Source organism: Proteus faecis (genome assembly GCF_003144395.1).
GTDB classification, from domain to species: domain Bacteria; phylum Pseudomonadota; class Gammaproteobacteria; order Enterobacterales; family Enterobacteriaceae; genus Proteus; species Proteus faecis.
In genome coordinates, this window is record NZ_PENZ01000045.1 from 48,228 (window position 1) to 72,499 (window position 24,272).

At 41.4% G+C, this 24,272-nt stretch carries 33 protein-coding genes; all 33 read right to left on the bottom strand.

Annotated elements, in window-relative coordinates:
- Positions 1-2 precede the first annotated feature (2 nt).
- On the bottom strand, positions 3-818 hold the full coding sequence (locus DK858_RS14035; RefSeq protein ID WP_109397945.1) for a baseplate hub protein: 816 nt from the start codon (positions 816-818) through the stop codon (positions 3-5).
- Positions 784-1,101 carry a phage baseplate plug family protein gene (locus DK858_RS14040; protein ID WP_109397946.1) on the bottom strand — a complete coding sequence of 106 codons (318 nt, stop codon included), beginning with the start codon at positions 1,099-1,101 and terminating at the stop codon, positions 784-786. Before DK858_RS14040 ends, DK858_RS14035 begins: the two co-directional genes overlap by 35 nt.
- Positions 1,098-1,628 (bottom strand): phage baseplate protein, encoded by a 531-nt coding sequence (locus DK858_RS14045; RefSeq protein ID WP_109398208.1) that lies wholly within the window; start codon positions 1,626-1,628, stop codon positions 1,098-1,100. The genes DK858_RS14040 and DK858_RS14045 overlap by 4 nt, the downstream gene beginning before the upstream one ends.
- A gap of 1 nt (position 1,629) precedes the next feature.
- The gene (locus tag DK858_RS14050) at positions 1,630-3,891 is read right to left on the bottom strand and encodes a coiled-coil domain-containing protein (RefSeq protein ID WP_109397947.1); all 2,262 of its coding nucleotides are present in this window, start codon (positions 3,889-3,891) and stop codon (positions 1,630-1,632) included.
- Between the two features lie 85 nt (positions 3,892-3,976).
- The gene (locus DK858_RS14055; protein WP_109397948.1) at positions 3,977-4,435 is read right to left on the bottom strand and encodes a hypothetical protein; all 459 of its coding nucleotides are present in this window, start codon (positions 4,433-4,435) and stop codon (positions 3,977-3,979) included.
- A gap of 40 nt (positions 4,436-4,475) precedes the next feature.
- Positions 4,476-4,928 carry a phage tail fiber protein gene (locus DK858_RS14060; protein WP_109397949.1) on the bottom strand — a complete coding sequence of 151 codons (453 nt, stop codon included), beginning with the start codon at positions 4,926-4,928 and terminating at the stop codon, positions 4,476-4,478.
- Between the two features lie 10 nt (positions 4,929-4,938).
- A complete protein-coding gene (locus DK858_RS14065; RefSeq protein WP_109397950.1) occupies positions 4,939-6,426 on the bottom strand; it encodes a DUF3383 domain-containing protein in 1,488 nt (495 codons plus the stop codon).
- Between the two features lie 8 nt (positions 6,427-6,434).
- Positions 6,435-6,950 carry a phage gateway protein gene (locus DK858_RS14070; protein WP_109397951.1) on the bottom strand — a complete coding sequence of 172 codons (516 nt, stop codon included), beginning with the start codon at positions 6,948-6,950 and terminating at the stop codon, positions 6,435-6,437.
- A complete protein-coding gene (locus tag DK858_RS14075; protein ID WP_004250582.1) occupies positions 6,937-7,308 on the bottom strand; it encodes a phage collar protein in 372 nt (123 codons plus the stop codon). The genes DK858_RS14070 and DK858_RS14075 overlap by 14 nt, the downstream gene beginning before the upstream one ends.
- Positions 7,308-7,766, bottom strand: coding sequence for a hypothetical protein (locus DK858_RS14080; RefSeq protein WP_088206686.1), 459 nt, complete (start codon positions 7,764-7,766; stop codon positions 7,308-7,310). Before DK858_RS14080 ends, DK858_RS14075 begins: the two co-directional genes overlap by 1 nt.
- Entirely contained in the window at positions 7,766-8,197 is a 432-nt protein-coding gene (locus tag DK858_RS14085; RefSeq protein ID WP_109397952.1) for a DUF4054 domain-containing protein, read from the bottom strand. The genes DK858_RS14080 and DK858_RS14085 overlap by 1 nt, the downstream gene beginning before the upstream one ends.
- A gap of 2 nt (positions 8,198-8,199) precedes the next feature.
- Entirely contained in the window at positions 8,200-8,541 is a 342-nt protein-coding gene (locus tag DK858_RS14090; protein WP_109397953.1) for a hypothetical protein, read from the bottom strand.
- 69 nt (positions 8,542-8,610) lie between these two features.
- Positions 8,611-9,678, bottom strand: coding sequence for a major capsid family protein (locus tag DK858_RS14095; RefSeq protein WP_109397954.1), 1,068 nt, complete (start codon positions 9,676-9,678; stop codon positions 8,611-8,613).
- Complete coding sequence (locus tag DK858_RS14100) at positions 9,678-10,175, bottom strand: structural cement protein Gp24 (protein WP_109397955.1); 498 nt, start codon at positions 10,173-10,175, stop codon at positions 9,678-9,680. Before DK858_RS14100 ends, DK858_RS14095 begins: the two co-directional genes overlap by 1 nt.
- A complete protein-coding gene (locus tag DK858_RS14105) occupies positions 10,175-11,437 on the bottom strand; it encodes a DUF2213 domain-containing protein (RefSeq protein ID WP_103004838.1) in 1,263 nt (420 codons plus the stop codon). Before DK858_RS14105 ends, DK858_RS14100 begins: the two co-directional genes overlap by 1 nt.
- Positions 11,434-12,147 carry a phage head morphogenesis protein gene (locus DK858_RS14110; RefSeq protein ID WP_103004974.1) on the bottom strand — a complete coding sequence of 238 codons (714 nt, stop codon included), beginning with the start codon at positions 12,145-12,147 and terminating at the stop codon, positions 11,434-11,436. Before DK858_RS14110 ends, DK858_RS14105 begins: the two co-directional genes overlap by 4 nt.
- A 37-nt stretch (positions 12,148-12,184) precedes the next feature.
- On the bottom strand, positions 12,185-13,687 hold the full coding sequence (locus tag DK858_RS14115) for a phage portal protein (RefSeq protein WP_109397956.1): 1,503 nt from the start codon (positions 13,685-13,687) through the stop codon (positions 12,185-12,187).
- A gap of 3 nt (positions 13,688-13,690) precedes the next feature.
- Positions 13,691-15,088 (bottom strand): phage terminase large subunit, encoded by a 1,398-nt coding sequence (gene terL / locus DK858_RS14120; protein ID WP_103004839.1) that lies wholly within the window; start codon positions 15,086-15,088, stop codon positions 13,691-13,693.
- A 224-nt stretch (positions 15,089-15,312) separates the two neighbouring features.
- Positions 15,313-15,723, bottom strand: a complete 411-nt coding sequence (locus DK858_RS14125; protein WP_161670942.1) for a hypothetical protein — start codon at positions 15,721-15,723, stop codon at positions 15,313-15,315.
- Between the two features lie 122 nt (positions 15,724-15,845).
- A complete protein-coding gene (locus DK858_RS14130; RefSeq protein ID WP_109397958.1) occupies positions 15,846-16,865 on the bottom strand; it encodes a terminase small subunit in 1,020 nt (339 codons plus the stop codon).
- Between the two features lie 534 nt (positions 16,866-17,399).
- On the bottom strand, positions 17,400-17,852 hold the full coding sequence (locus DK858_RS14135) for a lysis protein (protein ID WP_410110870.1): 453 nt from the start codon (positions 17,850-17,852) through the stop codon (positions 17,400-17,402).
- Positions 17,852-18,244 (bottom strand): M15 family metallopeptidase, encoded by a 393-nt coding sequence (locus DK858_RS14140; protein ID WP_109397959.1) that lies wholly within the window; start codon positions 18,242-18,244, stop codon positions 17,852-17,854. Before DK858_RS14140 ends, DK858_RS14135 begins: the two co-directional genes overlap by 1 nt.
- On the bottom strand, positions 18,237-18,551 hold the full coding sequence (locus tag DK858_RS14145; RefSeq protein WP_306666608.1) for a phage holin family protein: 315 nt from the start codon (positions 18,549-18,551) through the stop codon (positions 18,237-18,239). Before DK858_RS14145 ends, DK858_RS14140 begins: the two co-directional genes overlap by 8 nt.
- 54 nt (positions 18,552-18,605) lie before the next feature.
- Positions 18,606-19,658: a DNA-methyltransferase gene (locus DK858_RS14150; protein ID WP_194294855.1), complete on the bottom strand. Its 1,053-nt coding sequence runs from the start codon at positions 19,656-19,658 to the stop codon at positions 18,606-18,608.
- 142 nt (positions 19,659-19,800) lie between these two features.
- Positions 19,801-19,998 (bottom strand): TrmB family transcriptional regulator, encoded by a 198-nt coding sequence (locus DK858_RS14155; protein WP_036908152.1) that lies wholly within the window; start codon positions 19,996-19,998, stop codon positions 19,801-19,803.
- Positions 19,999-20,160: 162 nt separating this feature from the next.
- On the bottom strand, positions 20,161-20,694 hold the full coding sequence (locus DK858_RS14160; protein ID WP_109397960.1) for an antiterminator Q family protein: 534 nt from the start codon (positions 20,692-20,694) through the stop codon (positions 20,161-20,163).
- Positions 20,682-20,993, bottom strand: coding sequence for a Ref family recombination enhancement nuclease (locus tag DK858_RS14165; RefSeq protein WP_109397961.1), 312 nt, complete (start codon positions 20,991-20,993; stop codon positions 20,682-20,684). The genes DK858_RS14160 and DK858_RS14165 overlap by 13 nt, the downstream gene beginning before the upstream one ends.
- 11 nt (positions 20,994-21,004) lie before the next feature.
- On the bottom strand, positions 21,005-21,598 hold the full coding sequence (locus tag DK858_RS14170; RefSeq protein ID WP_109397962.1) for a DUF1367 family protein: 594 nt from the start codon (positions 21,596-21,598) through the stop codon (positions 21,005-21,007).
- 73 nt (positions 21,599-21,671) lie between these two features.
- Positions 21,672-22,775 carry an ImmA/IrrE family metallo-endopeptidase gene (locus DK858_RS14175; RefSeq protein ID WP_087726623.1) on the bottom strand — a complete coding sequence of 368 codons (1,104 nt, stop codon included), beginning with the start codon at positions 22,773-22,775 and terminating at the stop codon, positions 21,672-21,674.
- Positions 22,762-23,397 carry a hypothetical protein gene (locus DK858_RS14180; RefSeq protein ID WP_087726624.1) on the bottom strand — a complete coding sequence of 212 codons (636 nt, stop codon included), beginning with the start codon at positions 23,395-23,397 and terminating at the stop codon, positions 22,762-22,764. Before DK858_RS14180 ends, DK858_RS14175 begins: the two co-directional genes overlap by 14 nt.
- 115 nt (positions 23,398-23,512) lie before the next feature.
- Complete coding sequence (locus DK858_RS14185) at positions 23,513-23,851, bottom strand: hypothetical protein (protein WP_087726625.1); 339 nt, start codon at positions 23,849-23,851, stop codon at positions 23,513-23,515.
- Positions 23,852-23,854: 3 nt separating this feature from the next.
- On the bottom strand, positions 23,855-24,088 hold the full coding sequence (locus DK858_RS14190; protein WP_109397963.1) for a hypothetical protein: 234 nt from the start codon (positions 24,086-24,088) through the stop codon (positions 23,855-23,857).
- A gap of 2 nt (positions 24,089-24,090) precedes the next feature.
- Positions 24,091-24,267 (bottom strand): hypothetical protein, encoded by a 177-nt coding sequence (locus DK858_RS14195; RefSeq protein ID WP_004250541.1) that lies wholly within the window; start codon positions 24,265-24,267, stop codon positions 24,091-24,093.
- Positions 24,268-24,272: the final 5 nt, after the last annotated feature.

The following is a 24,272-nucleotide window of genomic DNA, read 5'->3' on the forward strand; positions in this document are numbered from 1 at the left end:
GGTTATGCTCGTTTACAGGTAGCCTGATAAAAGAAAGGATCATCATGTGACGCAACATCAAATTTCAGTTGTTCAATGATATAGTCGCCATTAAGTGCAGAATTGAATTTACTCTCAAGTCGTAGCATCCCTCCTAGTTCTGAGGCGCCATCAATTAAGTAGGTAACGGACAACCCTTTTTCGGTGGATTTGGGTATACCTACCATGCCTGATTTCATGCTAAGAATGCGCAAGCGCCCTTTTAAGGCTTGGTTATCATCTTTGACAAACAACGTATCATCATCAATAAAGGCTTTAACGTTTCCCGCTTCCTGCAATCGTTGTACTTGCTGTAACGCTGAACCGCAAAAATACCAATTAGCAATATTTTTATCGGTAGCTTGAAAGTCCAATCTAACCTTGCAATCCTTCGCCACTGATGAAGCGATCTCGCTCATTTTCTGCATGGCACCACCACTAGAAGAAACAATATCACCTGAGCTGGCGTTATTGGTTTTAGCCTTAATGGTTAGCGTGACATCAGGAGGCGAGGCAATTTCTGCACTGACAATATCACCGGTAAAGATACGAAATAATCCCGTATTGACACGCCCTACCTCTAGGTAAAGACGACGTGTTTGTTTGCTTTTATGATAAGGGCTGGTTTCAGTGAGAAGATAATCTCGAGTGTGGGCATTTAATCCATCAATGCTAACTGTACATTCATTTTGTAAGGGGTTTGCGTACTTGGTACCGTTAGCTTTAATCCGCAATCCTTCATACCACTGCAATCGTTCTGCAACTTCAATCCCCACCCGTATTCGTCGTAAGTCCATCATCACTCCAAATAATTAATGATTGGGTTCTATCAAATAATTCATACCAGGGCAGAGAATCATTTTCTGTTATAAATGCTAAATTCGTGCCATCAGTCAGGTAGCGATAAGGAATGATAGGTGTGTTTGCCACCGCACGCATGCCTACGGCGATAACCTCACTTTCTCGTTCAATATCAAGATACATCGCATGGCGACCAGCTTTTATTGTTAGCGTCCAATTAACTCCCTCTAAATTGACGGATAAGCGTTGGTTTGGAATAGCTTTTAAGGGTATGACTTTCATGAGAAGCTCCAATCACCATCTGCGATACGTGTTGCCACCGAACCTTTCTTTTTAGTCTCCGTATCGGCTTCTTTTGTTTGCACATTTCCCCGATTTACGGTTGATGACTGCTCTGGCTTTTGTGTCGCTCGAGGCGGTAAATCTCCGTATTCAGGCTCAACAGTACTCCACTCAATAAACCGTAGTGACAGCTTTATTGCATCTATCATGTCAGGTATTTCATCATGATTAAAACTCGTCAATAACATCGGTTGATAGGTTTTTACTCGGGTTTGAATACCAACAAGTTTGTGTTCGTCAAAAGCTTGTTGCATCGATGAGAAGATGTTTTTCATCTCTCCCGTTAATAGCAAATCTATACCAATCTCAACGGGGTTAATGATCACATGATCACTACGAGTTTCACCACTTTCAACTTGAAATTGTGTCGCCTTATGTTCATCTCTTACATTGATTTGAATCGGACTCACGCTATCAAATAGAGTAGAAAACGATTCTAAATCAAAGATTTTGACTTCTGTAAGCAATTTAACCTCCCAATCCACTAGAATGTTGTTGATTGACATTAGCTATTTCATCTTGTAGCGCATTGCTAAGTCCACTTGCGACACCTTGTGCATCGGTTGCTTGAGTTTCAACCTTGATTTCTCCAATACTTACGTTACTTTCATTCTTCACATTGGATTGATTACTAATGGCTTGGCTGGTAATAGGGTTCATTGCATTGTTGGCTATCGCATCTAACTGTGCATTGGCTTGAGCAATAGAGTGTCTAACCGGTTGTTGTGTTGTTTGGCTTTCTTCTTGTTGAGGAATGGCATATTCAATCTCGCCATTATCATTGACGTTCCGCTCTACGTTTTGATTGATAGTAATTTCTTCATCGTCACCGAACCCAAAAAACTCTTTAGCAGATTTCCAACCATTTTTAACTGCATCAAGCCCTGTATTTACCCAACCAATGATTTTTTTAACTTGCTCCCACATCCATTCAAACGCGCCCACAACGGCATCCGTCACCGTAGTAAAAACACCCGCAAAGGACTTACCCCACCCTGCAATGACAGAGATACAATTGATGAGAAACTTAATATAAGCCTTTAAGCCTGAAGCCATTAGCTCCCAACCGGCAACAACAATATCCGCCACAACACCGACAATAACCTTTAGATATTCAAAGAGCTTTTTGAATGTTTCCCATAATGCAAGAATAACGATTTTTAATCGTGGATATTTTTCAAGAATACGCCCAATCATTGAATCATTGCCGTCAATGAAATTCATAATGTCGTCATAAACAATCGCAAATGCCATAGCTAAAAGCGCAATAATGGCAATAATAGCGATAATAGGCCATGTTGCAGCAAGTGTTGCTGATGCAGCAGCTAACATAGGGGGAACGTAATAAAGTGCTACGGCCAAACCAATAGCTGAGAAAAAACCTATCAATAAATTTTTGTTTTCTTGGCAAAATTTGACAAAGGTTTGCACCCAAGAAAGGACTTTAGTTAACGCTGGTAACGCACTATTCATAATACTCATCATGACACTACTGAATACGGTTTTTAATCCTCCAGTCACTTCCTTATATTTTTGGGATTGTAATGCAAGTTCCTTTGTAACAACGCCATTCTCCTTTTGCTTTTTAGTCAACTCCTCGAGTTCTTTTCGTCCTTTAAGAATGGATTCAACAATTTTATTGTCTGTTATTCCCACTTCTTTAATTCGAAATACGGCTTCTTCTTTGCTCATCCCTTGCACAGCATCAGACAAGCGATATATGCCCTCCATTGCGCCAATAGATTCGCCTTTCATATCTTTTAATGAGATATTTAAACTTTTGAAAACATCTGCTTTCCCTGATGAAGTATCTTGTAATGCTTCACCAATACTTTCAGACATATCCATCAATGAGTCACGAGCGCCTTGAGCATCTCCTCCCATTGAGGTTATGACTTTGCCAAAAGCATCAACATCTTCAACAGGAAGTTCTAAGGCTTCCGCGGATTGAGAAAGCGTATTCACTTCTTCTGCTGTTGTTTGAATAAATGACGCAATTCCCCCTACCGTTAAACCAATCCCAACCATCCCTGCCATTCGACCGAGAAAACCAGCTAACGACGAGGTCGCCTTACCATAATTATCGGCAACCTCATCGGCTGACTCAGCTAATTCATTATTTCGCCTCGTCAGTCGTTCCGTTTCTCTAGATGCCGAATTATTCGTGGCAATTTGATCATTGATTGACTGTTTAGCTCTCTGAATATTACGTTCGAGTAATACAATGCCTTCCGATAATTTTTTATTACTTTCTGATGAGAGAGCGTTAGACTGTAAAAGTAACTTTGCATACTCAAGATAATCTTTCATTTTCTCTATGTATGCGCTTAACTCAGCTTGAGCAGTATCACTATCAATATTTATCTCAGTATGTTCGTTGGATACATGACCTAAACTATCAATAATATTTTGAACAATATTATCAATGTCTTCAGAATTCCCCTCCGCTTCTTCAGTGATCCGTTTAATTTCTGAAATGATGGCATCAGAGGCATTTGATGCATCACCATTAACATGAATATCAACTGAATTTGACGATAATTCTGTCAATTGTGCGGATAGATTTTGAATAAATTGCGTAAACCCATCCGCACCGATAGTTGCCGATTGTTGCGCTTTTTTCATCTCAGCAATAATGTCATCGGTCGATTTGCTCACTCGATTAAACGCATCATCGGCTTGGCGGGTATCAAATTCAAATACTTGAACAAAGGTATCTAGCAAAGCCATATGAGTTATCCTTTCGATGAAGCCAGCGCTTCGTTATAACGGTTGGTAATGGCGATCTCCCACAAATCAAACGCCTCTTCTAAATCTATTGATGTTTTGAGTTCGGTGAGCGTGGCGAAACCGGCTGAGATGATGACGGCAAAGAAGCCATCAGCGTTTTTATAATCGACGGGAGTGAACCGGTGATTTTGTTGAGCAGGAATTGGAGGAAACCTTGGCTCCCGTCTTTGCCGAAAAAACTGGTGTTATACTTCAACATTTCCAGTTCAAGACGAATAAGGGCTTCACCATCGGGCACATGATTATCAATTAATGTGCTGGTCTTCAGATAAATCTCTTGTCCCTCTTTTTCCACTGCAACATACGCCATCATTTTGAGCATGGCTTCTTTACTGACTTCATAGTCGCCAATTTTAGGCGCATTCGATAGCGGGTATTTCGCCAGAATTTCACGTCCAATCGTTGCTGGTAATCGGCTAATAATAAAAGTGTGCTCTTCACGATCAGCATCGGTGATCGTAATTTCTTTCGGTTTAATTAACATGATTAATATCCATAAAAAAAGGCGGAATAACCGCCTAAAATTAACGTGCGCGAGTGCGATCGAAGTCTTGGAATACGAAGGTATACGCTTTGGATTTGTGTCGTCCTGCACTGGCAACAGAGCTACCACGACTACCATTCGTAATTTTGCCGTTACGTGCCGTAGTTGTTGAGCCATCACCATACGAAGCGACCATAGTGATAATATCCCCTGCATGCCGTTGTCCGCGACGAGCGGTATTGGAGTCAAGCAAGATAGCGAGGTTTTCATCTTCTTCACTGCCCGCTAAGACGTTAATGGTGACCGTTTGAGGTGTTGGCGTTGACCATGATACCAAGTTACCGTTGATATCCATTCCTGTTTGCGCAATATCCACGGCAGGCAAATCTAATGGATCGGCATCATCTGCGAAGGCGGTAATTTGAATACCGGCGGGAAAGGTTTTATGTGCTTGAATAACAATACTCAAGCCAGTTGCTGATACATCATGCATATTGTGTTCCTTACACTAAGTTGTGAGAGCCTTCGACTTTACGAACCCAGTCGCCCTTACCGTAAATCAATACATATTTCATTACGTACTCAGGCAAATTAGAGGGGCCTGTGTTTTCGACAATTTGAGCGTTGTACCAATAACCTTTGTTTTGTACATCATGCCATGCCAAATCATCACCAGAAGCGTCTGTCACTGCGATTTTTTGCACATCGGTTAAGGTTTTTCCCGCTAGAATAGTGCCGTTATTAATCGCCTTGGTCACCGCCCCTGCAATCACCATCATTGCACGTGCTTCACCGTCTTTATTGGCGGGTACTCCACGTGTGGCCATCAACAAACTAAACCACTGTTGCGCGATGTAGGCTTTTAACCATTGCTCATTAGCATGGACACTCATATCTAATGGGTTGGCAACACCACCACATAAGAAACCCCGTTGATAGAAACTAATATGTGAACCCGATACGGCCGTTTCTCCGTAATAGTTCACTCGTAGTTTATCTAAGCGATCCGCATCGATATCGGTCGTAATTTGCGATGGGAACGTGACACCAAATTGACGATACATATAGTTTGTTGTCGCATTGGTGCGGTCATAATCTGTGGCGGACATAATGGCCATCGGTAACGCTTGAACAAAGAAATTATCCGCTGTTTTCAGGTTTAAGGCTGTTGAAGCCGTACCCACCAGCGCTCCGCTAAAATCTTCTGCATTTTGATTGGTTACAGACAAATGCAATTGATACTTCACATTTTCGCCTGCCACGTACTGCGCCAACTCTACGGCATGCTCTAATGAGAGTTCCGTTAAAAACGTTGCACTACCAAAAGAGTCAGAAATAGCCTCAGAAGCAATAAAGGCTTGTAACGGAGTTTGTGCAGGATTACCGGCTGATGATGTGCCGTGGCTAATATTCATCGCATCAGCAAGTACTGATTGACGCACGCTAATATCAGCACGCTCTTGTACGCCACCGCTAATAACAAATGCGCTGTCTAGGGAATTAAACGTGACATAGGCGCTAGCAAATTGAGGTTCACTTTCTGCATTCAATTTCGCTTGTACAGCTGTTGCAACATCCGCGTATGACGTACTTTCAGAGAGATCAATTCCAGTGATTGTTTTGGTCACCTTGCCGATAGTGATATTAAGTTCACCGTCATTAATTAATTTTAAATCAGCTAAATCGCCTGTCTTTTCTCCAAACAAGGTAGGCGCTCGACCAACAGGCTCATAAGAGGCAATTTGCAGTTCTTTCGGCTTACTTGCCGGTGCTGGACTGACATAGCTGAAATACTGACGCGCAAAATGTGCCTCGGGGGAGTCAGTACCCAATAAGTCATCGACTTGGCCACTAGCAAATTCAAGCACTTTACCGGCAGGGATTTTAGGGTTAGTTGAAAAAATACGAGCCGTGAGCTTACGCATCGGTACAGCTGACGCGCCAATCACCGCACTCGCGATATCGACATAGCGAGTTTGTTTGATAGACATAACGTTCCTTAAATACGATAGATATCGGGATACAACGCACTCACGGCGTCTGTATCAGGATGAAGTGTGCGATTAAATGTCACATTGAAATCAAATGAGGGGTTTTGTTCGTAGTTGCCCTGGTCATTCAAAAAATAAGGTGTTCGAATATCGCTTGCCCGCTGAACGCCAATGCCTTGTTTGCGGAGAGCTTCAACAAAGGGCAATGAATTGGCGATCATTCTGACAATCGCGGTAATATCACTCGCTGAATAATGGCCTAACTGGGTAATGAAAGCCTGAACTTGGTACGTTTTTTCAGATAACTGGTTTTCTTGGTGATTAGCTTTATTGCCTTGAACATTATATTTTCGGCTCTGCCAACCGTGGCCACTTTCATTGATGGGAAAAAACATCACCATGTTATCTTCACGGCCTTGCTTGGTAGATTGGAAACCGGCTTTAACGGGGATCCCAATGCCGACTTCTTTTAACTGCAACAAGAGTTGTTTGCGAATAGCAACATCAACCTCATAATCCGTCATAAGTACCCGCCTCGATACAGATCACCGATTTCCAGCCATCTTGTTCGTACCAGTCTGCATCACCCACCACATCATATTTTCGACCATTGAATACAAGAAAATCAGGAGATGTACCTCGTTGCACAGCTTTAATATCATGAGAGGTATATAGGCGTCGGTACACTTGGCTCGTATCTAATCCCATTGATTGAACATCTTGGGTATCGACCGCTTGCCAACTGCCACGAACTTCTACGGGATCATAATAATAATTTTGGTCATTCCCTCGCTCATCGGGTGCCCGTTCTTTAAATCGAAACCAAAGCACCTTTTGCTGTGGAATATAACGTGAAGCAATACGATTTAAGTTACCAAACATTATTTATCCTCCACTGCGAAACTAACCGCTTGAAGCATTTGGCCAGTATCGACTAACGGCTTATCGGTGGCCTTACCTTTACTATGGCGACGTGCTCTTGCTTTAACGGTTGACTCCTCCAGTGCCGGTGTTGTGACTGCTTTTATTGCCATTTTCACATCGCCCGCCACCGTCGCACCAATTTGTGCCAGCCCATTATCCAGCGTGATATTGCCCTTAACAGACGCTTTCACTGCTCGAAAAATTAACTGACTATAATCCTGCTTTTTGTCATTCATGGTCGGACGTAAAAATGGGCGAGGAGGAATGCCACCGGCGGGATAGCCCAACTCTTGAATAGAGGCAACATAAGCAATCGGTGTTCCATCGGGATATTTTGCGTGTTCAAAGAAACCAACACTTAATCGCTTTTTAGCCAATTCATCATAAACCGCTTTTAATTGCGCTAATTTAGTCATTAACGTAATCGCCCTCCTCTCGTAAATCGCCCTCCTACCCCCCGAAAAGCTGAACGTTCGCCACCACCACCAAAGTATTGAGGTACGCTACAACGCTTAATTAACGCTAGAAACTGCTGTCCAAAGGTGGTCATTTTAAACCAGTGCGACCAGTCCGAACCGGCAGGCGGTGCCGTAAATGACACGCTTACCTTATCGATAGTCACACTCGTCACCACACCGGTAGGCGACTCATCATCAGCAATCATTTTTCTGAGTGTTAGCATGTGTGCAACAACGAGCATCCACAGCTCGTTAGTGCAAACACCCTTACAGGCAGAGAAATAGTTCAACGCAGATTGAGCAATGATATCTATTTCATCATCACTCACACCGTTAAACTGCGGATAGAGCACACGGAATGACGTTAAAGGAAATGTGCTCGTCTCCATGATCACTTACCTTTTTTGTTGGTTTTAGGAACGTCTAGCTTTTCAGCCTCTAACGATTCAGGCGTGTCAGGGGCTGATTGGTCGCTCGCTTCCATGTCAGTGGCAACTTTTTCGGGATCTTCTTTGCGTTCTTCAACGGTAATATACCCATTGTCACGATGAAGATTGAAAACGTGATTTTCTTTGAGCTGTTTGTATTGCTCGTCAGTAATTTCTGTCACACGGCCACGCGGTGTGTACATGTGTTTAGTCATTACGTTCGCTTGACCGGCAATAAACACTTTCCCGTCTCTCACGGTATAGTTCTGGTCATTTGATAAGGTGCAATATGCGTAAAGAGGCATGGAGTGCTCTCCTATTGTTTAGATATAAAAAAGCCCTCAAATGAGGGCGCAAAAAGAGAAGTGGCAAGATTAGATGCCGGTTAAGCGAGTCACCGCCCACGGACGAGTCACAAATACACCTGCAGTCGCATTGGTTGCATCTTCCATATACCCTTTAATTTGGTTGAGTGAACCTAATAACTGGTATTTCACAGGCACAACTTGAAGGATCACCGCACTGGTTGCTGTTGAACCATCATCAATGCTATCTGCGAACATATAGGCCACATCAGCCCCACCATTTGCGCCAACAAATTCAGGAGAGAAAACCAGACGCATATTTGGATAGTTTTCATTTATCCATTGTTTGACTGTTTCACCGCGTGCGACAGGATTAGCCACATTCAGCGCAGAACGAAAGCCCAACGGTAATGTTAAGGTAATTGGCGTATCATCTTTAATAATACCGCCAGAGCTCGTTTCAATACGCGAGAACATATCAGTAATATCGGCAGTGATATCCGCAAATGTTCCGCCTTTCCATTTACCTTTTGCGGTTTCATAGGCGGGTAAGTTAGGTTCATTCATCAAACCAAAAACGCGCGTTTCAGGGCTATTAAACCCGTAGTAACCTACGCGCTCACGGCTTTGCTCTAATGATTCAGTCACTGAATTACGCTTTTCTTCCATCGCAACAAAGCCTGCGGAAGATTGGCGCGCTTCTTCTAATTTACCCACTTGAAAACCTGATTCGAAGCGGACAAGGCCACGGCGTTCTTGGTCTTGCGCATAAGACGCTAATGGCACATTGGTATGGTCACCATAAAGCTCGGCTTTACTAATTGGTGTCGCCACATTCAGAATGATTTCTTCATCATGCCATTCACCCGCATTGACGATACCGGTGATTTCATCCAACACACGAACACGCGTAGCGGTACGAATAACACCGGGCAAAACGTGTTGCAACATTTCACGCTGAATTAAACCACCCTGCATTGCACCACCGCTAATTGCGGAGTCCATCGCAGAAAAACCACCAAAGCCGATTTGCGCTAATTCTCCGTATGTCCATTTCTGGTCAGGGTTAATATTCAGTTGGCCATGTTTTTTGACATCACGGCCAGACATGTGAAATTTAATTTTACTGACTGGCATTATTCACCTTCCTTTGGAGATGCTGGATATGGGATTTCTGTTAAACGAATAATGCCCAAGTGAGCACTTTCTGTGGATTCAAGGTGTCGGCTGATAAAACCAATGACACGATCACCGGCACTAATAGTGGCTTTAGAAGATAGCGAGCCGTCAGCTTCATCGAACACAACCGGTGCGTTGATTTTTCCTGCCACTTCTTTTAGTTCAACGAAAACCTCCCCCATTGTCAGGAATTCGCCCTGCGTACCGTTACGAGCGAACGCTTCTTCGATACGATAGGCTTTAGGGTTAATCATGATCCCCGCAAATGCCCCTTTACCACCGACTTGAACGGATTCCACTGAATCATCTTTGTAGGTATAGGCGCGACCGAAAATATTCAGCTTTTCATCCGTTGAACTGAGAATAGCTGAAACAGCGCGAATAGGGCCTGCATGACTAATTTCACCGACAACACCAGAAATTAAGCCATCTGCTACTGATTTAGGAATTGCCATTATTTAGCTCCCCATTTATCCATAATTGTTTTATTGCTCACTGCAGAGTCCATTGTTGAACTGGGCTTTTGAGAATCAGGTACACGTCCTTGCATCCATGCATCAAGAGCAATCGCTTCGGTTCCCTTACTGCATTGAATACCCAGTTCTTTAACACCGTACTCCGCGACTTGTTGTTGAGTCATAGCAGAGTGGTCAAACACACCAATAAACGGCGTTAATTTATGCGCTAACGCATCACGCGCACCGATTTGTTTGAGTAATTCACCCGTATCCATTGCCGGTTTTGCTTTCTCTAATCGCTTAATTTTACGTTTCAGAGATGCCATTTCATCCATTGCAGTCATGCTACGATTTAGGCGCTTTAAACGACGATTAAGACCATCGGTAGTTGCTTGGTCAAGATGCTCTTTAGCTTCTTCTATCGCTTCGACTGCAGTTTCAATCGCGACCTCGGCTTTTTCTACTGCTTCAGGCTCGCCAGATTCAGCCTCTTCTGTGGCAATTTCAGCTTTTTCCACTGCTTCTTCTGCTTTCTGCTCTTCGTCAGGGTCTGAATCAGTTGAAGACTTATCTTTATCGTCTGGCTCATCATCTGTTGCAGGTTTAGCACTGGTGATTGCTTCTTTGATAATCGCTTTTAACGCTTCCAATTGCTCAGGCGTAAAGGCACCTTCATCAGTGGTTGGTTTGTCTTTGTTTTCATCTTCAGGATTCATGCGAATAAGTTCCTTAGTGTCTATGGTAATAACGGAGTGGTCTTGCACAGCAACATCAGCGCCAGTGCGCCCTTCATCGACTAACGCAAGGTGATTGGCTCTAATATGCCGTTGTATGGCGTCATAACGTTCACCGTTAAATTCGCCTGGTGTGAAATCGTAAATACAGCGATAACCCGGAGATAATTCAATTTTCCCCCCCTCAATTTGGTTAAGCGCTGAATTAGACAGGATTTTGATATTGCTTCTAAGGTAGGGGTATTCAAAGTAAACCTGTTCCCCTATGACCCCTTGTATCCCCTTTGTCTCTGCGGGTGTGCCGTCTTTCCCTAGCATTTCATGCTCATCAACAAAGGGCATTAATTTGAAAGAGTTAATTGTCTCTGTGCTGGCCAGTTCTTCTTGTGGGCGATACACCTTGTAAATCTTTTCGGGTATTGGTGCGCCAATCTCAAACCCTAAATAATCAAAAACCCCAACTTTAGAGATGGGGTTATCTTTTACTTCCAGCCAGCCGTTTAAATCATATTGTCGCTTTGTCATGTCTCCTCACCAAAATCAATAACCGGTGTCCAGAAGCACTTACAATTTGGCAACTGTCCGGGCAGTCCTCGCTCTCCCGTTTTGGGATCAATAATCGGTGGGTTATCTAAATCAAATACTTCACCATCCAATTTAATATGCCATTCACGAGGCTCAGCACTCCCACCAGAATGATGCCAAACCGCTTTACGAATACCAGCAGATTTCATGCGCTCATAGTTAACCGCTGTCGTAATTTTTCGCGTTTGGTCAACAGAGATAAAGTTCGCCCTTTTCTCTGTCACACTGCCAGTATGCCGAATTTCCTCTAATAACGTTTTTGCACCTTCACCACCTTGGCTGATAGAGCGTAAGGCAACACTTTCAATACGTTGATGAAATTGCAGTGGAATGGATTTAATGAGTGCTACGTTTTCAGCCGTAGAAGCAATGATTTTATCTTTCAGGGCTTCGGGCATATCTGGGGTTTTGATGGTGATCCCACCTGACAACTGTTTAAGAGAATCATCTAAATTACGCTTTGCACCTATATCGACTTGGGAAACAAATTTATCTGCAATCTCTGTGGATTTTTGCTTAAAAATCTTATCCCATTTACGTTTTAGACGGTTAAGCCAGATGCGTGTTTGACTGGCAAAGCTGGCATCCATCGTAAAGCCATCGAAGTCGTCATTTAATTCGCTAAACACTTTTTCATAGTCTTTAATCATTGAATTAATGAGGCGTGACATGTCACCTTGATAACGACTAGAGGGCGCTACCGAATACTGCAGGGGCTTCCCTTTCATTACTGCTTGGCGAGATGTTGCCCATTGCGCTCGCTTCGTTCGTACTCGTATTCGCCTCGACATAATCTGCCTCGTTCACTTCAATGCCGTAATAGCTAGACGCTTTATCACTGGCCAGTTTCTTGCGGATATCTAACCCATCAATCGCCCCCGTTGTTGCATAAGCTGAATCGGCTTGTGCTTGTTTAAGCTCAATATCCGCACTCTCAACAGCCGTCGGGCTATCAAGTGGTGCCCATGTGATAGAGATTTCTGTCACAGGTAAACCATCGCTACGCATTAACATGTCGTAATGGCGCTGTAATAGCTCTTCAAGGTCGTTTGATTGGATACTTTCAAGCTCTTCGCGGTAATTAGCCTCTTCGTATTCACCTGTTGAGTTAAAGCCTTTCGGTGTAGTGCCTAGCAGTTTTGTTGCTGGTACATTAGAAGCCGATGCCACCAGCTGGTATTGCGTCATAATCGTGGCGTCTAAATCCGCTAATGAGGTGTCGAACTGTTGAACCGTATCTTCACTGCCCGTCATTTGCACACCGTAGTTATCGCGCATCTCCATAAAATAAAGCATATTTTCGCGAATAATATCCTTATCAGCGCTTTCTGGATCTGCAATCCCCATCGTAAGCAAACGCTTGGTCATTGCCAGTTGTGGTGCTTCATTGGCGGTACGTTCTGAAGCGTAGACACGCTCATAAATACGTTCTGGCACTGATACGCCAAAGTAGTTGTACATTGGCTTAAGCACGTTAGGTACAGGAAACGGTACAAACTTAATAAAGTGAGACTTGTGATACTTACGCCCACCAATCACATAATAGGTCGGCTCGTAGAAATCCATGCTGGCAGGATCTTGAACATTGGCATCCGTTAAATCGGCCGTTACCCATTGTGGATCAATCTGTTTAATACCTTTATACATCCCTTTAGTCACACCATCGATATTAAACGGGTTTTCATACCACTCTTTCGGGTTTGATGTCTCCACAACAAATAACGCTAAACGACCACCGTATACACGCCCAAAGTGAACCAGCTCTTTCAGTTGGTGTGTAATACGGTATTTTTTATCACGTTTACGGAGCTTTTTACTGATAGCGCGATCATCGTCGTTATCACAATCAATATCGTAGCCTTGGCGTATCGCATCACGAGCTGGCATATTACAGGCTTTATCCACCAGCCAATGTTTAGCGATAACCGCACACATATTGTTACCAATAAACATTTGTGAGGCATACCATGAGGCCTGTGACTCTGGCACACCGTAAAATTGTTCACCTTTAAATGATGGCACGTAGCTATCAATGCTATCCATCGCAACACCTGCAATTGTGGGTTGGGGTAAATTAATCCCATCAAAGCCCTGTTCTCGCGCCAGCGCAGGATATAAGTCAGTTGTGAATGCTGACCGTTTAACCGGTGCGAGTGGTTCTGTTTTTCGCCTCTTAAACGGCCACCACATAGTTCATCTCCTAGTTGTGAAGAAACTGCCTTTTTTCTTCTGATATAAATCGCGTAATGCTTGCGTCATGGCATCCACTGTGTCGTCATGGCCAGCAAACGGGAATGTAGTAATTTCCTCTACGGTTTCCACAATCCACGGCGCAATATCTTTATGAGGTAGCCACACATTTCTAGCCTCCCACTCAGCAGTACACGCATGAGCACGAGCAACCTTGCTACCATCTGGCTCGACGGGAATTAACCCTGATACGGTTGATTTGAGAGAGTCGATTACAGCAGGGCCATTGGCTTTGTCTTCCACCAGCTTACGTCGTCCTTCAGGGAATTTTTCAGCTAACCATTTCACCGATTTTAAGGTTTCAGTAAAGCTCATGCGCTTTCTAATTTGATACAGTAGATAAGCATTTGCGTCTTTCTTTCCCCATACCTGCCCCACCACATAGTCAGTACCGTCACTATCTTTAAAGGTCATATCCCAACTATGAATAACCTTATCGAATTTTTCTGGTAGGTCTTTCGGTAGGTAGTACTGAGCAAATTCTTCGTGGAAGATTTGGCCATCACCCGGCTTAGGTGATTGTTGGTACATTGCAGACCAGAAGTAATCACCAATGATTGCTTTTGTCTCAAGGAGTTTGTCAATTGGGTGTAACTCTGGTACCAGTGCTTCCCCTCGTTCATTGATAGCGGGGAATGCAAGCACCTTAGTTTCAGGCGCTTTTTCTTTTAATTGGCCAGACAAATCATCGGTTGCCCACCGAGTAGCCATGATAATTTCACCGCTATTTTTTGATAAGCGGGTCTTAAAGGTCGAAACGTACCAGTTCCAAATTGATTTTTTAACAGTCTGGCTAAGCGCTTCTTTTGAGTTCTTTATCGGGTCATCAATAATACCGAGATCAACTTTCTTACCTGTTAATGGGCCACCTACCCCCGCACAAACATACCCCCCTTTGTGATTGGCAAGGCCAAACTCATCAGAATTACGTTTAACTGTAATACCGTTTTCAGGCTTATTGCCTAACCAACTTTTAGGAAATAGCACACGATATTCATCAGACATCATAATGCGCTGAACATCAGTATTCATATCACCCGCTAAATCTGAGGAATACGACAGCGCACCCACACGCATGTTAGGGTATTTACCAAAGAAATAGGCTGGAAGGTAACGCGAAACAATATCAGACTTACCATGCTGTGGAGGTGCCCCTAATATTAACTTAGGCCGTTTACCATCCATCATATCTAACAAAAACTGGTCTAACGCATTACATACCGTTTCTGAAAAGTGGCTTGTAATGTATTCAGGGTTTATATACTGAATAAATTCATGCAAACTACGCCTAGCTATCTCTCTCCTGACTTCTTCATCAAACAAGTCGAAATTGACATCCATTAGAGATACCTAAAGTGATAAAAATAACCCTTTCATGCCGTAATTGGCACGAAATGATTTTCATGTTTTTGATAACAATTGATTAACAATAAAACGGCATTAAAACAGAAAGAAGATTGCTACTTTTAGCGGTTTAGGTTGTGTTTTTAGTTGAGTTAAAAAGTGAAGGGGCGCATTAGCATCATTATGTTAAATAGAACGATAATTGGTACAATTTATACTATTTACAGACCAGGATATAATTGCCCTTCATCAACAAAATAAACCTGCGTTAAATACCATCGCCCATCCTGAAAAATTAAATAATATTCATAAATAGGTGAGTAACCATCAGGTACAATATATTGCGTTGTGACAACAGTGATATTGTTAGTGCTCTTTACTACCGACAATATTTTCTCTTTTTTGGGGTCATGACTTGATTCAGAACCAAATGCAATGGGTTCTCCTACAAAATCAGGTAATGTGTATTTAGTTAATAGCCTACGCCACGCCTTATCTGCTAACTCCGTATACTCATCAGGCTTCGAACCCATAAGGCTAAATGCGTAGTCATTCCATTCCATGTAATCTTGTTGAAATTGTCTAACCAAAATTTCAGGTGACTCATTAGACATGGCAACAGATTGATTCATAAATAATCCACCTAAAAAAAGAACAATAAATAAATACAATGCATAAAATCGATATTTAGACATATTCCCTATCTGCTCGATGCAATATTTAAATATGTTGTTATATCACACTGACTAAAATCTTACTGCTTTGATTTTACTCTTAATTGCATAAGTTGCTCGAAACTTAGGTGACTTAAATCTATTCCTGTTGTTTGAATAGGCCCACCATCGGCACCAGTTAATTCCGTCTTGTTCTTCAGCATGCCTAAATGCTGTGCAACCATCTTAAGCGCTTCATCTTGATTACGAGTAATAACCTCAACACCAAACTTCCCTTCTTTCACGCCAGCAAATACTCGACGCGCTGGCCCTGTTAAATCACGCGTATCATGGAAATGCGCCCGACCAATACCAGCACCATTACAGCGGGGGCAATCAGGATTTGGATCTAATGTTTCATCGTAACCGTATCCCCCAACATCTTGTGGAGGCGGTTTCTTTGCTACGACTGCTTTTTTAATAGCATCTTCAAACTCTATCGAATCACGCCACTGATAATTAAAACCAAAACCCCAGCAATGACGACAACATAATCGACGGTATTCGGTCAACTCGTTAACGTCTGCAGTTGCGATATCCCACCACATTTTTAATACGGCATCTTGGGTTATCTCTGTTCTGCGTTCCCGTTCGGCTAATGCGTCAGTGATTGCTCGTGAAACCTTAGCATTTCTTAGCATTCGAGTAGCATTGACATAAGCTGTATTTCCTTCGCCTTTATAACCGGCTCGCTTATATGCCCCTGTTCGATTTAAGTCGATGAGGTATTCACTAACAAATTTAATCTGTTGTTCTGTTAGCCCATAATTGCGCAGACTAAACGTGTTTTCATTATCGTGCGTATTACTGACTCCATTGCTCTGCGCATCGGGTATATCACTATTGCGCATTAGCTCTTTTGCGCTTTCTTTTTTCTGCGTAGTGCGCAATTTTTTGTGCGCAGTTTTTTGCGCATTCTGCGCACGGGATATTTTGATATATCGTCGGGCTGTTGCGTAGTTTAATTCCTTTAGTTCGCACCACTCTTTAGGGGATATTCCTGTTATAGCATGTTCGGCGAGGAACTGTTGTTGTAGCATCCCCCAATCCGGTTTTGCCATTGTGTTTATCTCCTTAGCCTATTAAAAAGCCCTCTCGAAAGTAGGCTTTGTGATTGACTCTTATGAATTGTACTCGTCTCTCCGGTTGTCACGCCCTTTCTTCTACCTACAGCTGACGTTGCTGATAATGACCGAAAAATATAACAAAATGGTGGTATTCATTGTTTTTGATTCTCACTATGCGCTCACTGTGAGGTAATGCAGGTCATAGCTAACATAGGAGACAGCGACAATACGACGCATTAAAAAACCGCTATTACAACAAGACTGTTGTTTTCTAAAAACTTACGTTGATTATTAACAGATTGGCTTGCTGGGTATTGGTAATCTATTGTTTTCACATATGCTAGTGAAAGCCCTGTGGGAGCCCAAACTCACAGGGTTATTTTTATCTTGTTTTTTTATTTAGGTAAGAGATAGGTTAATCAGAATTATCAATCTAGTATATATACCTACTTAAGCTATACTAAGTAATCATCACTATACTTTGATTAATATCCTGTTAGTTTGCCCATGCACCCATGCTGGGCTTTTTTAGTTCACACACTCCATTCTAATGTAATCCTGCAATCCTAATATTACTTGCTCTGACTGTGCAATTCGCTCTCTGAGTAACCAATAATTTCGGATAGCGGTGTCAGTAGGTCGGGCGGTGGTTGCATCATCCACGCCGGAGGTGGTAACGCCTTCGGATTTTGGACAGTTGGCTTTGATGTACACCCGCTCAGGATGACGCTCACTAAGATCACGTAACCGGCTAATTTCAGTTTTAGCATTATCGAGTTCCTGCGTATGTTTTACATCTAGATCATGAAGGGATTTTATGCGTGCTTGGTAATCTTGATTGATATTGACTTGCTCATTGAACGAACTAGTAAGTAATTTGTGATTAGCTTTTAACGTTCCATAGTCATCTATTACCCACCAGAGCCAGAACGCCAATACTACACAACCACCAGCGAGTAATTTGGTGATATTCATAGACATTATACTGGATATGATTTCCACGTTAATTGAAAATGAGGGCCATCTTTAAATGAATCCCAATTACCGCCCCACTCAACATCAATACCAAACTCTTTACCTGCTTGGATCATCGCTTCAGCCACTTTTTTAAAGTATGACCATTCTTGCCAAGGTATTGAGCCATTCACGATAGGAGCACAATCCACAGCATGACCAGTAAGATGCCGACTATTCATCGTTCGACTTTTACCATTAATGACCAACTGACGTTGACGAGCTTCATTACGCTTTCCTTCAATAACCATAAAATCGATATCTGTTAATTCAAGTGCTCGTCGAGTTACTTTGACTAAATCAGGATGAACACCCTGCATGTTCTTTTCACTACGTGTACTAAATACAAATTTACTCACCGCTAACTTTCCTTAAAAACCGTTTTTCTAGTGTTTTAATTAACTCAGCTCCAGACCAACCGGCTAAACCAGCAATACCACCAGCAAGTTCTGGAACCCACTCATAATAGCTAGACGCTAGGTACACCATTGCACCAGCAAAAATAGAGACGATAACTTGAAGGAAAAATACTCCCCAACTTATATGCTCCCCATTCAACGCTTTATAAGCACAACTAGCTGCAGTGCCTAACAAAGTCATAACGCTGATAAGTATGCCCACAAGCCAGTTATAGTTATTGGGGTCTTTATATGGCATTTTCTTCATACCTCCCCCTTAGCTTGGGGCTTATTAGTTAATAAAAGTCGGAATTAGTCATAATCACTTTCGTAATCTAAACTGTTCTATTTCCAGTGTGGTTTGTTCAAATCGCTCTTTCTCAAGTTCAATCCCAAGAACTCGACGATTTAACTTTAATGCAGACTTTAGTGTTGCACCTGACCCCATAAAGAAATCAGCAACCAGATCACCTTCGCGACTGCTTGAGCGAATAATGTGTTCCATCATTTCAGCTGGTTTTTCACAAGGGTGTTTACCTGCGTAATATTGTACAGGTGGATACGTCCATACATCAGTGTAAGGAACATCAACGGTGACAGAAAAAGGACGACGTAATAATTGATATTGTTCAGCAAGCTCCTGGTACTCTCGACTAAGAGAAGCCTGTGCCTCTATCAAATCAGCATGATCACGATTTAAAGGATTACTACTAAACTTTTCACTTGCTACACGCTGAAACAGCTCTTGCAGTTTTTTGTAATCAGTTTCACTAGGTAGTTGCCATTGGCTATAACTAAACCAGTGTGAAGCCATCTGCTTACCTGTTGCCTGCTTTATTTCTTTTGCTGTTATTCCTAATGATTCACGTGCAGATTTAAAATACTCAATTAAAGGCTTAAATACGTTTTCTTTAAGCTCTTTGCATTGCTGAAGATAGACACTGCTTTTACCCTTATATGGGCTTTGATAATGTTCAGCAAATAAAATTCTTTCAGTGCTTGGAAAGAAACTGCGTAAATCGGCTTTACATGCCCTACGCCAAGGCCCTGATGGTTTAGCCCATACAATATGACTTAGAATATTAAATCTTTCACGGACGAGTAATTCTGTATCCGACGCTAGTTTAGAACCGCAAAAAATGTAAAGACTACCGTTAGGCTTTAATACCCGCCAAAATTCTGCAAGCATTTCATCAAGCCAAGATAAATATGATGTTACGTTTTCCCACTGATTATCCCAACTACAAGACTTCACCTGAAAGTAAGGCGGGTCAGTTGCGATTAAATCAATACAATTATCGGGAAGTGTTTTTATATAGCTGAGTGAGTCATCATTGACTAAATTCACACTGTTTAAATTCACAGTATTTTTCATAGATCAGGAGAACCTTTTTTGATAAGCTCACTATGCTTTGTGCACATAAGCAGTGGGCTTTAGTTTGTCCGTGATCTACCAGAACGGGTGAATGACTGTAAAGGTGCTACCAACACTTTTACAGTCGCCCATTTTCACAGTATTAGATATTTTGAAATGTATTTCCTTTGATGTTTTCTTTGATTAGTCCCGCCATCGCCAACTGCGTTAATATCAATTGACAACGTTCCTCAGTTAAATAAGTGCATTCTGCAACTTCATTTACCGTAACCTCTATCGTGTGCGGAACAACTTCAAAAACAAGTCTTGCCTCTTCTGTCATATCACTATGTTTTAACATGATATTTTAATACCTTTGGTCAGTTATTGGTCGTGAACACACATGTAACTCTGAACAAAGGAAACAGCAACTCTTATCTGTTTTAGATACAAAAAAACCCAGCACTTAGGCTGGGTTAGTTGGTCACTGTATAAAAACGGCAACTTATACTTAAATAGTGGATCATTGGCTCAAAGAAGTCAACACGTTCTTACTATTATTTTTACTTTTCCACTCTTTTTCTCGTTTTTTAAATGCATCTTTTAAATGTGGGTAAATTAAATATTCAGCTGAACTAATTATGTCCTCAATTTCTCTTCTGCATGTAGACATAGAAGGTTTTCTATATTCTACCGTTCTATTGCGTCTAATCATTTGTCGCGGTTTTGCTATATTGTGGTAATAACGAGCAATAGCGCGATCTGAACTACCGAAGGCATAACGCAGTAACAAGAGCGTAAACGCTATTCTGTCTATGTGATAAATTTTATCGACCACTTTAGCGATCAACATCCCGTCATCGTCATTACACATTTCTCGCTCAGGATAATCACGCCTTTCTACTGTCTCCATAAATTCAGCAATAATACTGCTTTGCCTTTTTTCTATCCTCCCTGAATATACCCATGCTCCAAATTTTGATAACCAAGGCTGGATCCATGCAACCTGATCATAATCAAGTTTTAACCCATCTGATATGCTCTTTATACTCGACATGCTCGTAACTCCATTACTTCTTGCTTAGTCTGTTCTAATAACTCAATCTCGCTACCATGAATTTCTTGCCACGATTTAGGCGAAGCGTGAAAGCCGGTTTCATAACTTGCTCTATGATGTGGTGGGCACAAAGGTAAAACATCTGTATGACTAGCTCTCTGTGCCATTCCCTGCCCTGTTCTAACATGGTGGATCTCCGCTCTACTTGCCCCAAACCCCATATTGCGACAACAAATACAACCCAGTTCCGCTACATCTGATAGCCACTGTCTTTCTTCTTTGGTCTTTGATTTGATCATTGGTCTTGCCTCTATGTGAAACTTAATAATTGAGATACTGCATTTTCTACAGTTTTTTGAGTAGGGAATTGCTTACGAAGGATAAAATTCCAAAGCACATCGAGTGTGGCTTTGTAGAGTTCGCTAAATGCTAAGTCGTCCATATTTGCAAAGCTGATTGATTTAGCGACACGACGTAAACTGCCGTCAGGCATTTCAAACGTATCGTAATAACCGGCTTGCTCTACAACCCAATAGCGAAAAGCATCAAATGATTTTGTTACTGAGATATTTTGTGCACGATTTTGTGCAACTTCTTCTAGATAGATATCGGATGCTGATAACAGCGCGTCAGCATTATCCGTGTAATATGAAAGGAATTTGATGTAACCACGCACAAGCTCTTTTTCTTCAGGTGAAATGGTACCGCCAACTGGTTCCCAATATTCATAGCCTAAGTTGAGTAATGCGAAGTATTTACGATGAAATCTAGGGTTACGAGCTTTCTTAAAATTAGCTGAAAGCACATCACCACACTTGATTTTTGAATGCAGAAAATCTCTCGTAACAGGGTTAGCTGGTACAAGAGTATCGTTAGACATTTTGATAAAGCTATGCTGTGCCATACTTGACTCTCAGTTGACACAGCAAATATTTAGGATTGGGGGTGTTCAGACCAATGGTATGATTATATAGGAATTAGCTAACCGAATAAATAAAAGAAGTTTTATCGCTAATTGGTTTATTAACACAAAACAATTCTCGTACTAACTCTCTTGTAATCCCTGTTTTAACAAGAATGTTATTCCATGATAGGTCGTCTAACATTTCAATACTTCTAGTAAGTAATGTTGGTTCTTCAACTTGGATAGAATTATCTCCAGGCTCAATTGCAGTATATCCTTTTGTATTAAGATACATATATCCTTGTCTTGCTTGGTCTTTTGTAATTAACCCTAAAGCTGAAGCTCTATAAATTATCATTCTTAGGCTTACTCTCCAGCGTAATTTAAACTCAACTAAAGCACTCCAATCTAAATAACGCCCTTTCATTTTAGGAAATTCTTTCATGAAAGAAACTCTTGGAACCATAAAAGCACTAGAAAACTGATTTGCTTGACTCTCAGTTAAGTTATCTCCAGTAATAATTCCATCGTGTAAAACAATATGACCCAATTCATGTCCAATATCGGATCTAAATCGACATACAGAACTTTTAGCATCGTTACGAATTATTATTGGCCTCTTACTATTTACAGTAAAAGCATCAACTCTGTCATCAACATCGGACACATGTGCGATAATAATGCCTAAATTCTCAACGAATTTAACCATAGATGTTATTGGTCCTAAACCAATCCCCCAATAACGACGACAACTCTCAGCTATTCGTTCAATATCATCTAATGTACTCATTGCTCGATCTGAAATATCCGGAATATTTAGTTCAGGATATTCAATTTCATCTTCAAGAGCAGATAATAAAGAACTCAAGATTTCAGCCCTAGCTAATATGCTATTAGTTAAAGTTTTAGTTCTCGATTTTTTACTTCTAAAATGACATTGTTCATCTTCTATTGGGTAGCTACGCTCACTAAATAGAAAATTAGGCAATATATTCAAATGCCTTGCAATCTCATCAGTTAGCTCTTCTGATGGTTTAAATCCTTTCTCTAATTTACTAATATATTGTTTACTTTTACCTAAAGCTGTCGCTAACTCTTCACACGACAACCCCCTCGCCATCCTAGCAAGACGTAACTTATCCCCTCTATAGCCTGATTTAAAATCAAACAGTTCCATCTTTTTTCACAGTTTCATCTGGTGCGTTACGACGTTTAAGTGGTGCATCACTAATGTCAGTCGCTTCAGGTCTCGCTTCTGAATTATCCATTAATGGAACAGAAACTGCCTCATGGTATCTAATCTCACTAATACATGCGCCATATTGATTAATCCCAACTAAAGCTACATCCCACTGAGGATAATCATCCGTATCTTCAATATAGAATGGCTCAGCAAGAACACGCCAAATGAGATCTTCTTCAGCTTCTGAATCATCACCACCAAATAATGTTAATTGTTTAAATTCTGCTTTATTTCGAACTAAACGATGTTTTTTCTTTGGTTCACTAATACAATCCTTTGAAAACTGAATCGGTATATTATTAATTGCAAAGACAAAATCCAGTTTGTCATATACCATTTTTAATTCTGGTATAATGCCTTCTTCTGCAGTATCTTGAATATGATTTTTGACCCACCCATAAGCACGAACACCATTGATCCAATTACAATCTAATTTATGTTCATGTTTAGGCAATTCAGTTAGTACACCAGCAATAGATTTCAATAAATAAGTAACTGGTTTTTCTTCTAAAGAGGGTTGAATATCCCAACAAGGGGCAAGACTTCTATCTTCCATTCGTATTAAATCCTATATTGTGAAATGTCAGATATATATTTTCGCATTTTCGTGTTTTTGTCAACCAAAAAACTTCGGGTATATTAACATTTGACAACCAGTATTCTTAATGTATTTATATACTCAATTTTACCTCATGATATCCTTTGGTTACCCAACATTGTGAATCACCAGACAAACAGCATTGTTGAACAGGTAATTGCTCACCACAGCGTTTACACTTTTGTTTAGATAACTTCTCAGCTTGCCTTTTATACTCAGCATCATCTTTACGAATAAGCATCTGTAAGTATTCAACAACATCATACGGTTCTCGACCAGGCATGCGTAATACACAATTACGCTTTAACATTTCCAATTCTTGATTATCTACAAGTAGTTCAATTTTGGTTACACCTAATTCTTTCTGCCGTTTACGTTGCTCCGCTTTACGTTCTGCTACTGTTTTTGCCATTACTTATGCCCTCATCACCTCACGCCAATAATTCAACCTATCTCTAAAAAACTTCCGATGTACCTCAGGCAACTTTTCAATTTCCACCAACACTCGCGTTCTATGTATTTTTTGATTTTTAAGCTGTCTAATTAATCGACTAGCTAATAAATCAAGTTGTTCTAACTCGCGATATTCTTCTGGCCACAAAACTCGATTGTGAGGTAAATCATCAGGCAAATAAGAACGCCTAGACATAATTACCTCGTAGATTTTTGTGGTTTAACCTTAGGTTGATAAGGTGCTTTTGTTCTTGCTCTTGCTGACGCATGGAGACGGTCGATATGACACTGTGTATGGTCTAACCCATCGTCGGGTAATATAGGGTGATTATCACGAACGAGAGATTCGTGAGTAAGAGAGTCTTTAATTGTCATGGTCT